Genomic DNA, 13993 nt, shown 5'->3' with positions numbered 1-13993 from the left:
AGCGATGCAGACAGCCAGAGAAAAGATCCGCGAGCTGCGCGCGCTGCATGAGGATGGCCTGCTGAGTCAGGAGGAATTCGACCGCCGCAAGAACGCAATCCTCGATGCCGAATACGCGCCGCCCGGCGGCACGGCGCCGCCGCTGCCGCCGCGCCAGGGCACCGAGCTGGGATTGATGGTGGGCCAGGAGATCGGCCCGCAACACCGCCGCTACCGGCTCGAACGGCTGATCGGCATGGGCGGCATGGGCCAGGTGTGGCAGGCCACCGACCTGGCCACGCATGCGGAGCTGGGCCACAGCGAGATCGTCGCCGTCAAGATCCTGCCGCCGCAGCTGACGCAGAGTCCCGTGCACGCACGCCTGCTGGTGGAGGAGGCCACCCAGGCGCGCCGGCTGGCGCACGACAATATCGTGCGGGTCTACGAATGGGCCCAGGACCCGGCCACGGCCAGCTATTTCATCATCATGGAATGCCTGGATGGCGAAGATCTGGACGCCTGGCTGGCGCGCAATGGCCGCGCCGACCTGGCGGCCGTCGAGCGCATCCTGCGTCCCGTCGCGGCGGCGCTGGCCTATGCGTGGGAGCGGCACCGGCTGGTGCACCGCGACCTCAAGCCCGGCAACGTGTTCCTGACAGCCGCAGGCCACGTCAAGCTGCTCGATTTCGGCATCGCCGCGCGCGCGCGCGATGCGGCGTCCAGCCCGGGCAACGCGCAGGGTGGCGCACGCACGCCCAACGCCGGCACGGCCGGCTACCGCGCGCCGGAGGCGGGCACGCACCGGGGCGAACCGGCGCCGCAGCTGGACGTGTACGCGGTGGCGGTGATGATCTACCAGTTACTGGCGGGCGCCATGCCGTTCGACGACAGCCGTTCCGCGCAGATCGCGCCGGTGGCGCCGCCCGGCCTGAACGAGGCGCAATGGGACGTGCTGCAGCACGGCTTCGCGTTCGATCAGGACGAGCGGCCGCCGTCCGTGGCGGCGCTGCTGGACGCGCTGGCGCGGGCTGCCGGGCCGAGCGCCGCCGAGCTGGCGGAGCAGGAGCGGCGGCGTGCGCAGGAGGAGGCCGAGCAGGCCCGCGCCCGTGCGCTGGCGGAGGCGGAACGGGCCGCGCGCCAGGTCCAGGCCGAGCAGCGCGCACCGGCACCGGTGCTCGATCCGAAGGAACTGGAACGGCGCCGCGCCGCCGAGGCGGCGGAACAGCGTCGCATCGAGCTGCAGCGGCAGATGGAAGTGGCGGCGCGGCGCAAGGCCGAGGCGCAAGCGGCCGCGCTGGAAAAGGTGAAGCAGGACCAGGTACGGCGCGCGCTGGAGAAGCAGCGCCGGCTGGAAGCGGAAGCGCAGGCCGCCGAGCGCAAGGAGCGGCTGCGCCAGCAACTGCTGGCGCGGCGCGAGGCCGACGCGCTCCAGGCGCGCCAGGCGGAAGAGGAAAAGCAGCGCAAGGCGGCGCAACTGAAGGCGGAAGCGGCGTATCGCGCCGAACAGGAACGCCACCGGCGCGAGCAGGCCGCGCGCCATGCGGCCGAACTGGCGGCGCAATTGCCCACGCCGTCCAGCCCGGTCGCCGACCCCAGCGGCGTGCTGCGCGACCCGTTCGTCGACGGCAGCGCCACAGGACCCGACCTGGTGCTGATCCCGACCGGCCGCTTCGAGATGGGTGCGCACGACTACGAGCATGCGGTGGCGCTGAAGGCCGGCGCGCAGCGCGCCTGGCTGGAGCGCGAAAAGCCGCCGCACTGGGTCGGCATCGAGCGCTCGTTCGCCTTGGGCCGCTATCCCGTCACCGTGGGCGAATGGCGCCGCTTCGTGCGCGCCACCGGCTGGGAGCCCAAGCTGGACGTCGATTGGGAGCAGCCGGGTTTCCGCCAGGACGACGACCATCCGGTGGTCGGCATCAGCTGGTACGACGCGCAGGACTACCTGAACTGGCTGTCCGTGATGACGGGCCAGGTGTACCGCCTGCCCAGCGAAGCGGAATGGGAGTACGCGTGCCGCGCGGGCAGCAAGACCGCATTCAGCTTCGGCAACGAGATCGCGGGCACGCAGGCCAACTACGACGGCAATTTCACCTACGGCGCCGGCGTCAAGGGCGAGTCGCGTGGCGGCACGACGAAGGTCGGCAGCTTCCCGCCCAACCCCTGGGGCCTGTACGACATGCACGGCAATGTGTGGGAATGGGTGCAGGACCCGGTGCACGACAACTACGTCGGCGCGCCGGTCGATGGCAGCGCCTGGGAGCAGGGTGGCGACCCGTCGCGCCGCGTGCTGCGCGGCGGCGCCTGGCTGTACCAGCCGCGCTACCTGCGTTCGGCGGTGCGCAATGGCTATTCGGCGTTCCTGTCCAACGACGTGGTCGGCTTCCGGGTGGCGCGGCGGATCGGGTAGCCTGCGGCCGCGGAAGCGCTGGGGTCAGTCCCTGCACAGGGACTGACCCCGAAGTTCGTTGCGTTGCGCGGCAGTGAAGCAACTTCAGGGTCAGTCCCCACGAGGGGGACAGACCCTGAGCCTTCCCCACAAATTTCTGTTGTAAACGGAAGCGGAAGCTGTTAACTTTCAATCCCAAAAACGGCGCATGCATGGCTGTGTTAGCCCTTTTATTCGTAGCGACCAAACTGCGAATGAAAGGCACAGACCATGCATGCACAGCAAATCATACAGAAGTTTTTGGCCGATCAGTGCTCCGCGATGCACGCCAAACGGCGGAGATGCTTGGCCGATGCTGTCGAAGCGGCCCGCAGCGGCGGGCTGGCAATGATGGGAATGAGCAAGGCGCTAGAAAGTGAAGTAAGCCTACGCTATCGGATCAAGCGCATCGACCGCCTTCTAAGTAACGCTCACTTGGCCAAGGAGCGGGTAAGCATCTTCAAGGCCTTGGCGCACCACCTCCTGCCGCATCAGGAGCGCATTGCAGTGATCGTCGATTGGTCTGATTTGCTGCCGGATGTAAGTCAGCATTTGCTGCGCGCCGCCGTGGTGGTGGAGGGGCGTGCGATCACGATTTATGAGGAGCTGCATCCAACCAAGTCGTATGGCAGCAGACAAGTCCATCATCGTTTCCTGGAGACTCTACGGACGGTACTGCCTCCACACCGCAGTCCAGTGATCTGGGGTACCCTGACTTTTTCGGACACTCCTGTTTGGTAGACTTCACCAACTGGAGAAACTTATGGCACGCTCAAAATCATACACCCCGGAGCTTCGTGAAGAAGCGGTAAAACTGGTCCTGACACAGGGTCTGACGCTGGAGGACGCGGCGTTACGGCTCATGATTCCCAAGGGAACCTTGGCCAATTGGGTAGCTGCAGCGAGGGGTGGCACCTCATCCAAAGTGGCTCCCGGCAGCCGCTCCGTGCCCGAACTTGAGGCCGAAGTTACCAAGCTGCGCAAGGAGCTTGCTGAGGCCCGCATGGAGCGCGATATCGTAAAAAAGGCGGCAGCGTACTTTGCGCGGGAGTCGCTGCCAAGTACGCGGTCATGAAGACATTGCGACTCGAATATTCACTAAGCGCGCTCTGCCGCGTCTTCGACGTGTCGCGCAGCGGGTTCTATGCTTGGACTCACGGGCAGCCGTCGAAACGTGCGCAGGAGGACGCGCGCCTGAAGGTCGCCATCGAGGCGGTTCATACGCAGAGCCGGCAGACATATGGGCCACTTCGGATGCAGCCGGAACTGGCCGCACAAGGCTTTCCTGCTGGCCGTGACCGCATCGTCCGGCTACGACGTGAGCTTGCCCTGCGCTGTAAGCAGAAGCGAAAATTCAAGGCCACCACCAACTCGAACCATGAGCTGCCGGTGGCCGAGAATCTGTTGAATCAGACCTTCGCACCAACCCGCCCGAACGAAGCCTGGGTAACCGACATCACGTATGTCGCCACAGGCGAAGGCTGGCTCTACCTGGCCGGCATCAAAGACGTCTTTACATGCGAACTGGTGGGCTATTCGATGGGTGCGCGCATGACGCAAACGCTGACCGCACAGGCCCTTTGGAAAGCCGTGCGCAACAAGCGCCCGGCGCCGGGATTGATTCACCACTCCGACCGTGGGAGCCAGTATTGCGCTCACGACTATCAAAAGCTCGTCAAGCAGTTTGGCATGCAACCGTCCATGTCGCGCAGGGGGAACTGCTACGACAACGCGCCTATGGAAAGCTTCTGGGGCAGTCTGAAAAATGAGCTGGTGCACCATCAACGATATGCAACCCGCGCCGATGCGAAGGCCGCGATACAGGAGTACATCGAAAGCTTTTATAACCGCCAGCGACGCCACTCGCGTCTTGGCAATGTAGCGCCAGCGTTGTTTGCCGAGGAATTCAGCAAACGGCTGCAGGCGGTTTGAAACAAGAGTGTCCGCTATTGACAGTACACCTCAATCATCACCGACGCGGGCTTTCGGGGGACTTGGTTCCAGATGCTCGGCGAGCTCGGCTACGATTGGATCGGTAGAATTCGTAATCTCGACACCGTTCGCGTAGAAGGCACCACGAAGTGGCAGCCTTGCAAAGAGCTTTACCTCCACGCCACTAAGGTCCCACGCGATTTGGGACGGTTCGAACATACCCAATCGCGCTTGGTGAAATGCCGTCTGACTTTGGTGAAGAAGTCGCCCCAAGGGCGAAAGAAATTGACCGTCTTCGGCAATGACGCCGGCAGCCATCACAGCAACAAACAGCGTAAGGGACAATCCGAACCCTGGCTGTTGTCCGTCTCACCAGGACTATCGAGGCTGCGTGCAAAACAGATCGTCGCCTTATACAGCTGTCGCATGCAAATCGAACAGACTTTCCGCGACCTCAAAAACCCGCGGTGGGGGATGGGAATTCGCCACAGTCAAACACGCCAACCCAAGCGTCTCGCCGCACTACTTCTTATCGGCACCTTGCTCAGCTTCGCCCTATGGATCATCGGCATCGTTGCGCAAAGTCGGGGCTATCGTATGCGCTACGGCAGCAAACCCAAATCCGCGAAAACTGTGTCGATCGTTTCCTTAGCTCGCCAATGGCTCGCCGACGTCAGGTATCGAAGGCTGACGCACAGCCAGCTCCACGAAGCTATGCAGGAGCTGGCCAGTCTAGTGCTCATCTATTAAAAATGAGGGGAAGGCTCAGGGACAGACCCTACGCGAGCAGCCCTGCGGCCGCCACTGCATCAATGCGCCGCGGACTTCGAGAACACGTTCATCACCACGACCCCGGCCACGATCAACCCCATCCCGACCAGCGCGGGCGCATCCAGCTTCTGTCCGTAGACAAGCCAGCCCACCAGCGAGATCAGCATGATTCCCACGCCGGACCACACGGCATAGGCGATACCGACCGGGATCGAGCGCAAGGTCAGCGACAGGCAATAGAACGCCACGCCATAGCCGACGACGACCGCGACGGACGGCCACAGGCGCGAAAAGCCATCGCTGGCTTTCAGGGCGGAGGTGGCGATGGTTTCGGCAACGATGGCGATGGCCAGGAACAGCCAGTTCTTCATGGGGGACTCCAGGCAATAGTGTGCAAGCGCGCAGTATGCCAGAGCGCCTGCCCCCTTCGGCCGATAGGCAGCCTGCCGGGAAAGGGTGTAGATTGCGGCAAGGCCATTCCGGCCGCCACACGCTACAAGGAATCCTCATGTCGACACCCATCACCGTCATCCGCGACCAGTCGCAGCCCATGCGCCACATCGTCCATGTGCGCAACCACATCGTCTCCACCGACGTCTCCGTCGAAGAGGGCGGCATCGATGCCGGGCCGTCGCCGCATGACCTGTACGATGCGGCGCTGTCGGCCTGCAAGGCGTTGACGGTGCTGTGGTATGCCAAGCGCAAGAACATCCCGGTGGAGGACGTGCGCGTGGTCACCGAGCGCGATGCCAGCGAGGAGCGCAAGGGGGTGTACCGGCTGGCCGCCACCTTGCACCTGACGGGCGACCTGTCGCCGGCGCAGCGCGAGGAGCTGCTGGGCGTGGCGCAGAAATGCCCCGTGCACAAGCTGATGTCGAGCGTGACCACCGAAGTCGCCACGCACCTGGCGGGAGCGCCGGCATGAGCGTCGCCCAACTGCTGAAGGGCCACGACAAGGACCTGGGCGGCGGCTTCGTCGTGCGCCGCTACCTGCCCGCCGCGGTCAAGCAGGCCGTGGGGCCGTTCATCTTCTTCGACCACTTCGGTCCGATCGACGTGGCGCCCGACGCCGACCATGACGTGCGTCCGCACCCGCACATCGGCCTGGCCACCGTGACGTACCTGTTCGAAGGTGCGATGGACCATCGCGACAGCATCGGCACGTTCCAGCGCATCGAGCCGGGCGCCATCAACTGGATGACGGCGGGGCGCGGCATCGTCCATTCGGAGCGCACGCCGCAGGACCTTGTCGGACATCCGCACCGCACCCACGGCCTGCAGCTGTGGGCCGCGCTGCCGCAGGCGAACGAGGAGGACGCGCCCGCGTTCTCGCATACTCCGGCCGAGGCGATTCCCGAACTGACGGTGGACGGTGCCACGGTGCGCGTGCTGGTCGGGCAAGCGTTCGGCTTGGTGTCGCCCGTGCCCACGTTCATGGAGACCCTGTACCTGGACGTGCAACTGCCGGCCGGGCAGGCGCTGGTGCTCGCCGACCTGCCGGCCGAGGCGGCGCTCTATCCGGTAACGGGCAGCCTGCTGCTGGACGACGCGCCGCTGGCGCCGAACCTGATGGCGCTGCTGGACACGGCAACGCCGCAGAAAGTGGGCGCCGACAGCGATGCGCGTTTCGTCGTCATCGGTGGCGCACCGCTGGACGGGCGCCGCTTCATGTTCTGGAATTTTGTCTCGTCGTCGAAGGAGCGCTTGCTGCGCGCGGCCGAGGACTGGGATGCGCAGCGTTTCGAGAAGGTGCCGGGGGAGACGGAGTTCATTCCGTTGCCGAAGAAGCCGGCGGGCGGGACTTACCTGTAGCAGGACCCGAGGGGACAGGTGCCTGTCCCCGGTGTCATCAAGCGTGGGTGGCTTCGGTAGCCGCCGTCTCGGTCTCGTACGCGACACCGGTGGTGCGGATGATCCAGCTCTCCGGATACACGTCGCTGGCAAAGCGCGTGTGCGGTGCCACGCGCGACAGCTTGTCCGCCTGCACCGTCGGGGCCAGCGCCGTTTCCTTGCCGGTCACGGCGTCCAGGTGCCAGAAGCCGCCGTCCAGGTGGAACAGCAGGGGCAGTGCGGCGGCGGCGGGCGCTGTCTGCGCGCGGCGCATGGGGTAGCCCGGATGCGTTTCCGGTGCCAGCACGACGAAACATTCGGCGCGGGCGCCGTCGTCGATGCGGTGCAGGATCACGCCATGCGGCAGCAGGCCCGTCACTTCCAGCACGGCGATGCCCTTGATGCTGGCGGACAGCTCGATGCGCATGCCCAGGCGCAGCGCCACCGGCTTGTGCTTGCCGGGCCAGACGCCATCGAGCAGGATGCCGTAGCGCGACACGTCCTCGATCTCGAAGCCTTGCGTACCGCGGCGGATCACGGCGTGGCGGCCGGACAGGCGGCGCGTCAGGCCGGCCGTGTCGATGCCGTCCGGCGTGTAGTGGTGCAGCAGCGCGTGCGCTTCCGGATCGACCAGCTCGAAGCGGCCGAACACGCATTCGTCCAGCGCGAACAGGCGCACGTGGCGTTGCGCGCCCGCTTCCGGCGCCGCGTTGACGAAGCTGGCCGCGCGGCTCGGGTGCGGGTGCGCGGGGCTGGTCCGCGGCATGTCGATCTCGATCAGGTCCTCGTCCCACGCGATGGTCGAGAAGCCCAGGTCCACCTTGCCGGCCGGTGCCGACAGGTCCACGTGGGCGATGCCGGCGTTGCGCGCCGTGACGTCGATGTCCATGCTGTCGCCGCCCTGGCCCGACACGCGCGCGATCGACGCGTCGTCCGCCATCACGCGCACGTTCTTGTGGGTGGACAGGAAGATGCGGTGGATTTCCGTCAGGCTCGCGTCCAGGCGCGGCACCAGGATGACGAACGTGCATTCCCATTTGCGGGCCGGCTGGCCGGGCTGCTGGGAGAGAATCTGCGTGGTGATCTGGTACTGGCCGTGCTCGCGGTCGCGCGACGAGAATTCGACGAACACGGGGCACCAGTCGCCGTCCACGGAGCGGACGAACTGCTGGCGCGATGCGCCGTTCGGAATCAGCTCGGACGTCAGTTGCAGCGCCAGCCGCGGCGCGCAGTCGCCCGGCATGCCGCGCAGTTCCATCTTGAGGGTCTGGCGGCCCCCGGCGGCGCGCGGGTCGAAGCCGCTGATGCGCAGTTGCGGGCGCACGCGGATCGGCGCGGCCAGGCGTTCGTACGACGGTTCCGCTTCCTGCGGCTGGGTTGGCGCGACCACGCTCGCTTGCGGCGCGCGCGCATTGCGCACGGCGCTCAGCAGGCCGTAGCTTTGCCCCATCGTCTGCCCCACCGTTTGCCCGATCGCATCCGCGGGCTGGGCCGCCGCGTCCTGCGCGTGGCCGCCTTCGCAGACGTGCTGGCCCGGCGCAACCCAGAAGGTGCAGTGCGGGTGATCGGTGTTACGGCATTTGTTCATGGGTTCGCCACAGGAGGGATAGGCGAACTTTACGCGCTTTTACGGTCGCTTGGCAATCGGCCTTTAGCCCGAACAGGGGGGTGTTTTGCCCTGTATTCAAGGGCTGTCCGGAAAGGGTGAACTCCCTGGCAAGCTTTGATGTCGCCGCGCTAATTGTGTGTCACGGCTCCACGGCCTGGCGTAACCAAAGGCTGCTGGCCCAGCCCAGCCGCTGCGGCGCCGCGCCATAGCGGATGCGCCACCAGTCGCCCGCCTGCTCGCCCGTGGGCGTGACGATGGCGCCGGCCGGGATCACCGTCACGCGCGCCGCGCCCACGCCCGCCTGTGCGCGCACGTTGAGGTCGCGATGGACGCGATAAGGTTGTCCCGCCGCTAACGGACGTGGCGGCGCCACCACGGCGGCAGGCGCAGCGACAACGAACTGCAGCGGCAACGCGGCCAGCAGCAGCGCGCCGAACAGCCACGTGCCGCCGCCCAGCACGACGGCGCCGCGAGCGGTGGGCCGGCGCCACCAGTGGCGCGGGGTCAGGCCGGCCGCCAGCGCCAGGGTCAGCGCAAGGGCCAGCAGGTAGGCCGGCGCGCCATGGCCGGCATGCAATGCTTCGGCTAGCGTCATCGCGCGCTCCTCAAGCGTCGTAGCGCAGCACGTAGTGGCCGGCGACGACATGGTGGCCGGGCGGCAGCAGGCAGGGCGCCTCGCCGATCGTGGCGACGTACCGCATGTCCGCGTCGAGGTGATACAGGGCCTGGTTGGCCGACTGCCGTGCCAGCAGCAGGCCATCGGGCTGCGCTGCGCAGCTGAACGCGTTGCGCGACAGGCCGAGGCGGTCGGCGCCCGGCAGCGGCGTGCCATCCGCGCCGCTGAGGCAGCGCGCCGTATCGAGCACGCGCAATGCCGCCAGCGCAGGGCTGCCGCGGCCGAACAGCGCCTGGCCGGACAGCGGCATGGCGGGCGGCTGCGGCAGCACGACCAGGGCGCTGTAGCGCTCGGCCAGCGGCGCCGCCACGGCGCTGACGTGCAAGGTGCGTTCACCGTGCGGCGCCAGCGCGGCCGGCAGGTCGAGCGGCGCGGCCGCGGCGGTGGCGGTCTGTACCTGCAGGCCGTCGGCCGCATCCACGGTCAGGGTCAGCGCCGGTGTTGCACCGTCCGGCGCGAGCGTCAACTGGCGGTTGAACGGCAGCGCCAGCCGCGTCACGCCGGTGCCCCGGTAGCGGCTCAGGCGCGGCAGGGCCAGCGCGGCCAGCGTCAGGCGCGCGCGGGCACCCGGCGCGAACGTGGCATCGCTGCCTGGCTCGGCGCGCCGCATCGGCATGGCGGTGGGTTCGACGACGACGGGTGGCGCGGCCTCGCGCGTACGTGGTTTCCATACGGCGGGCCCCGCGGCGGCGGTCCCGGCGCGTGCCACCTTCAACAGCAGCCGTTTGCCCTGGCGCGACGTCACCGTGTAATGGCCGGGCCGGGCATCGCGCACGCAATCGAACGCCCCTTTCGGGCGCACCTGCAGCACCGGTTCCGCATCGGGACCGTCGTTGATCAGGAGGATCACGCCTTCCGCGCCGAACGGCCAGCCCGGCGCCGCGCTGCCCGTGGTGCCGTCGCCGATCAGCGCAAGGCGCTGGTCCGGGTAGACGGGGCAGACGGCATGCCAGGTGGCGCCGTCGCCGGAGGCGCTGACGTCGAACAGCACCTGCTCGCCGGGCGAGGGCAGGTAGACGGCATGGCCGAAGCGCACTTCGATCTCGCCGGCCGCCAGGTCGTCGGCGCCGGCCACGTGGTAGCGCACGTCGTCGTTGCCCAGCAGGTCGCCGAAGTCCTTGCGGTGCAGCGCGGCCAGCGTCTCCGTCAGCTCGCGTGCGCGGTTGCCGCGGGTCAGGTGATAGTCGTCATCGACGTCCTCCTGCGGCAGGCGCAGCGTCACATGGGCGAAGCAGCGCGTGGCGGCGCGGCCCCGCTGTTCGCGCGGACAGCGTTCCAGCAGGTCGCGCAGCAGCGGGCGGCGGGCAAACAGCGCCAGTCCCGGCGCCTGCCAGATTGCCTCGGCATTGAACACGTCCGGGATGCGGCCGAGGACTTCGTGTTGGACATAGGTGGGCATGGTTCTCACTCCTGTGGTGGGGTCGGTTGCGCGGCATGGATGCCTAGCAGGGGGAGGAGGAAAAACAGCAGGTGGCTGCCGCCGGCCGACAGGAAACTCATCGGCTGGCCCATCACCGGGACGATGGCGAGATTGGTGCCCCATGACAGCAGCAGGTGGCCGGCCAGAAAGGCGCCGCCGCCGCACAGGACGAAGGCGCGCAGGCGGGCGCGCCAGGCAGTGCGAAAGCCACGCGCGCGGGTGGCCGCGCGGGCCGACTGCACGGCCGCACCAAGCAGGCCGGCCAGCACGGCCGCCTGGACGCACCACAGCAGCAGCCCCGCCAGCAGGCCATGCCGGTGCAGGAACAGCGACGGTGCGAAATCGTCCTGCACGGCGGGCAGGGCCAGCACGGCGCCCGCGCCCGTGCCGAGCGTCGTCAGGCCCAGCATGCCGTCCGTGCCCAGCCAGCCGCCTTGCGCGATGGCGCTGCCGCCCTGCAGCAGTTGCTGGCCCGTGTGCGGATGGAGCGCGGGCGCCAGCCAGACCTGGAAGCGGTCGCCGTAGAACGAGGCGGGCAGGCCATCGGTGCCGGCCGCGTGCAGGGCGGGGACGGCGGCGCTGCCGGCCAGCGCGAGCATCGCCAGCAGCGCGGCGCTCCAGCGCCGACCGGCCGCCAGGGCATAGGCCAGCGCCACGGCGCCAGCCCACAGCAGCAGCAGGATCAGGGGCGAGTAGTCGTCGACCTGGACCAGCGCCACGCCCAGCAGGGCCAGGAACAGCAGCGCCGGCGCCAGCAGCCGCAGCCAGCGCGCGCCGAGGCCGGGACGGGCGGCACCGTGGTCGCTCCAGCCCAGGCGCAGCGCCAGGCAATGCGCCGTCAGGCCCGCCAGCACGAGTTTGGCCAGTTCCACCGGCTGCAGGTCGAACACGCCGGTCTCGTCGCCCCACAGCACCTGCGCGGCCAGCAGCAGCAGGGCGCCGGCGGCCAGCACGCCCAGCAGGAACTCCACGTGGCGTTGCGCCAGGGGGCGACCGTGGCTACACCACAGCCGCCACGCCAGCGCGGCGGCCGAGCCGAGCGCCAGCAGCGCGGCCGTCTTGTGGTAGTAGCGCAGCCAGCCGGTGTCGGGGGCGCCCAGGCCCATGTCCAGCTGCGCCAGCAGGCCGCAGCCGAACAGCAGCAGGGCGCCGTGCCCGGCAAGGCCGAGGCGGCCGGGCGCGAGCAGCCAGGCGCCCAGCGCGGCAGCGGCCAGCAACCATGAGCAGAGCACGGCGGGCGGCTGGCCCTGGCGTTGCAGCACCAGCGACACCATGCCGGCCGCCAGCAGCAATGCCGCGGCGAGCCAATGGGCGGGGCCGGGCGGTGCCTTGCGCGTGGGGCGCAGGATATTGCCGCGTGCAGGAAGGGGCGACGGCAGCAGCCACGGCGCCAGCAGGGCCGCCGCCGCCGCCAGCGCGCCGGCCCACGCCAGCGCGCCGGCCCACGCCAGCGTGCTGCCCTGCCATGGGGCGCGCCGTTGCCATTGCCAAGTCACCTGGTCGGGCAGCGCCGCTTCCGCGACGGAAAACAGCGCTACACGCCGATGGGGCGTTAGCGTCAGCACGTCGCCCGCGGCATGCAGCCGGTAGCGGGTGGCGCCGACCGTCAGGCCTTTCGCGCCGGCCAGTGGCAACGCCTGCGTGCGCAGGTCGGCGCCGTCGGCCAGCACCGGCGTGACGCCATCGCCCGCCAGGCGCAACGTACCGTCCGTCCTCGCCAGCATGGCGCTGCCGGCGGCGATATCGGCCAAGCCGAGCCAATTGTCGCAATACAGGTTGCCGCCGAACTGCAGCGGCCGCGCCGCCGTCAGCGCGGCCGGGGCCACGCGGTTCCACAGGGCGATCATGCGGCGCGCCATGGGCGCATCCGGGCAGGCCGGCAGCGCGGCGCCGTCGCGGTACAGGGTGGCGCCGTCGTAGCGCCAGGCCCGCGTACCGTCGCTGAACGCAATGGCGCGTGCATTTGCGCTCGTCACTTGCAGCACGGTGGCGCCGACCTGGATGGAGCGAAGTCCAGCGACACTCACGCTGCCCATGCGCACGTCATCGACGACCGGCGGGCGCACATCCGGCAGCATGCGGATCGACCAGCGGCCGGCGCCATCGCGCGCCAGTTGCAGGTGGCGCGCCTGGGCGCCTACCGCGGCCAGTTCGGCGCGACCGAGCGTGACGCTGGCGCCTGGGGCCAGGCGAATGGCGATGGTGGCCGGCTGCCATGCCTGCGGCGCACGCGCGATGGCCAGCAGTTGCAATGCCAGCAGCAGGGCGACCAGCGCGACGACGACGGTTCGCGCACGGCTCATGCGGCCTCCGTCAGCGCGCAGGTGCGTTCGACGTGCGTGAGGGCCAGGCCAGAGCCCGCAGCCGCGAGCAACCGGCTGATGGCGACGGCATGGGGCGGCCGTGCCGAGGGCTCGGCGGCAAGCAGTGCCCGCAACAAGGCCAGCGCGGCATCGCGCGATCCGGCCGGTACGGCGGCAGCGAAGCGCTGCACCTCGCCGAGGGTCGGCAGGGCAGGCACCGCGCCGCCGTGCGCGGCCAGCAGGTGCCGCGCGCCGTCGGCCAGGTGCTCGCGGTAGGCCTGGCCGCATGCGCTGCTCCAGTGCAGGGGCACCCCGGTCACGATGAAGTACAGCAGCGCGCCCAGCGCGAAATAATCGCTGCGGTGACTGGTGGCGTAGCCGCCGTCCGGCGCGGGAATGAACTGCTCGGGCGCCTGCCACTGTGCGGTGCCGGCATAGCTGTGCGCCTCGGTGGCGGTCAGCCGGCGGTTGGTGCCGAAGTCCGCCAGGCGCAACGTGCCGGTGGCGGGATCGAGCAGGATATTGGCCGGTTTCAGGTCCAGGTAGCGCCAGCCATACTGGTGCACCTTGCCCAGGGCCTGGTTCAACTGGCCGGCCCAGTCCAGCGCCTGGGCGAACGACGGCGGCGCGCCGGCAGCGCGGCATTGGGCCAGGTGGCGCGCCAGGTCGGTGGGCAGAAGTTCCAGTACCAGCACGGGCAGGCCGGCGTGCCAGCCGCTGTCGACGAGGCGCACCAGATGGCGGTTGTCCCACGGCGCCAGCGTGCGCAGGAAGGCGATCTCGTTACAGGCGCAGGCGACCCAGCGCTCGCGCAGGCCCGGCTCGGCCTGGGCCATGCGCTCTTCGTTGACAAGCTTGACGGCCACGTCGCGGCCATCCGGCGCGACGGCACGCCACACGGTGCCGTAGACGGAACGGCCGATCTGTGACCGCATGCGGTAGGGCCCGCGGTCGAGGGTGATGACGGTGTCGCTGGCTGGCATGGCATGCTCCGTGGGGGACATGCCGGCTTAGCGGGGGGAGGCAGAAACGGTGACTGTCACCCTTT

12 protein-coding genes are annotated in these 13993 nt (G+C 68.8%); 6 read left to right on the top strand and 6 right to left on the bottom strand.

Going from position 1 to position 13993, the window contains the following annotated elements:
* Positions 1 to 4: 4 nt before the first annotated feature.
* The 4 genes from PX653_RS09590 to PX653_RS09575 all read left to right on the top strand — a co-directional run bounded on the left by PX653_RS09590 (position 5) and on the right by PX653_RS09575 (position 5086).
* Complete coding sequence (locus tag PX653_RS09590) at positions 5 to 2386, top strand: SUMF1/EgtB/PvdO family nonheme iron enzyme (RefSeq protein WP_277417664.1); 2382 nt, start codon at positions 5 to 7, stop codon at positions 2384 to 2386.
* A gap of 249 nt (positions 2387 to 2635) precedes the next feature.
* Positions 2636 to 3145 (top strand): hypothetical protein, encoded by a 510-nt coding sequence (locus PX653_RS09585; protein WP_277417663.1) that lies wholly within the window; start codon positions 2636 to 2638, stop codon positions 3143 to 3145.
* Between the two features lie 22 nt (positions 3146 to 3167).
* Positions 3168 to 4336, top strand: a protein-coding gene (locus PX653_RS09580) for an IS3 family transposase (protein ID WP_371876332.1) whose coding sequence is annotated in 2 segments (ribosomal slippage) — positions 3168 to 3423 and positions 3423 to 4336 — 1170 coding nt in all. Because the reading frame shifts where the segments join, the coding sequence is not laid out codon by codon here.
* Between the two features lie 33 nt (positions 4337 to 4369).
* On the top strand, positions 4370 to 5086 hold the full coding sequence (locus PX653_RS09575; protein WP_307731068.1) for an IS4 family transposase: 717 nt from the start codon (positions 4370 to 4372) through the stop codon (positions 5084 to 5086).
* Positions 5087 to 5145: 59 nt separating this feature from the next.
* Here the strand turns inward: PX653_RS09575 and PX653_RS09570 are convergent, their stop codons facing one another.
* A complete protein-coding gene (locus tag PX653_RS09570; protein WP_277417662.1) occupies positions 5146 to 5478 on the bottom strand; it encodes an SMR family transporter in 333 nt (110 codons plus the stop codon).
* Positions 5479 to 5615: 137 nt separating this feature from the next.
* Between PX653_RS09570 and PX653_RS09565 the strand changes: the two genes are divergently transcribed.
* Positions 5616 to 6032 (top strand): OsmC family protein, encoded by a 417-nt coding sequence (locus PX653_RS09565; protein WP_277417661.1) that lies wholly within the window; start codon positions 5616 to 5618, stop codon positions 6030 to 6032.
* Positions 6029 to 6919, top strand: a complete 891-nt coding sequence (locus PX653_RS09560; RefSeq protein ID WP_277417660.1) for a pirin family protein — start codon at positions 6029 to 6031, stop codon at positions 6917 to 6919. Before PX653_RS09565 ends, PX653_RS09560 begins: the two co-directional genes overlap by 4 nt.
* Before the next feature lie 37 nt (positions 6920 to 6956).
* Here the strand turns inward: PX653_RS09560 and PX653_RS09555 are convergent, their stop codons facing one another.
* From PX653_RS09555 to PX653_RS09535, 5 genes are all read right to left on the bottom strand, one after another.
* Entirely contained in the window at positions 6957 to 8525 is a 1569-nt protein-coding gene (locus tag PX653_RS09555; RefSeq protein WP_277417659.1) for an FHA domain-containing protein, read from the bottom strand.
* Positions 8526 to 8685: 160 nt separating this feature from the next.
* Positions 8686 to 9141 carry an SH3 domain-containing protein gene (locus tag PX653_RS09550; protein ID WP_277417658.1) on the bottom strand — a complete coding sequence of 152 codons (456 nt, stop codon included), beginning with the start codon at positions 9139 to 9141 and terminating at the stop codon, positions 8686 to 8688.
* A gap of 10 nt (positions 9142 to 9151) precedes the next feature.
* Positions 9152 to 10621 carry a hypothetical protein gene (locus tag PX653_RS09545; RefSeq protein ID WP_277417657.1) on the bottom strand — a complete coding sequence of 490 codons (1470 nt, stop codon included), beginning with the start codon at positions 10619 to 10621 and terminating at the stop codon, positions 9152 to 9154.
* Between the two features lie 5 nt (positions 10622 to 10626).
* Positions 10627 to 12945: an FtsW/RodA/SpoVE family cell cycle protein gene (locus PX653_RS09540; protein WP_277417656.1), complete on the bottom strand. Its 2319-nt coding sequence runs from the start codon at positions 12943 to 12945 to the stop codon at positions 10627 to 10629.
* Positions 12942 to 13928: a protein kinase domain-containing protein gene (locus tag PX653_RS09535; RefSeq protein WP_277417655.1), complete on the bottom strand. Its 987-nt coding sequence runs from the start codon at positions 13926 to 13928 to the stop codon at positions 12942 to 12944. The genes PX653_RS09540 and PX653_RS09535 overlap by 4 nt, the downstream gene beginning before the upstream one ends.
* Positions 13929 to 13993 lie beyond the last annotated feature (65 nt).

The organism is Pseudoduganella chitinolytica, from assembly GCF_029028125.1.
GTDB classification, from domain to species: Bacteria; Pseudomonadota; Gammaproteobacteria; order Burkholderiales; family Burkholderiaceae_D; genus Rugamonas; species Rugamonas chitinolytica.
Note: the sequence above shows the minus strand (reverse complement) of the source record. Positions and strands in the feature narration are given on the sequence as shown.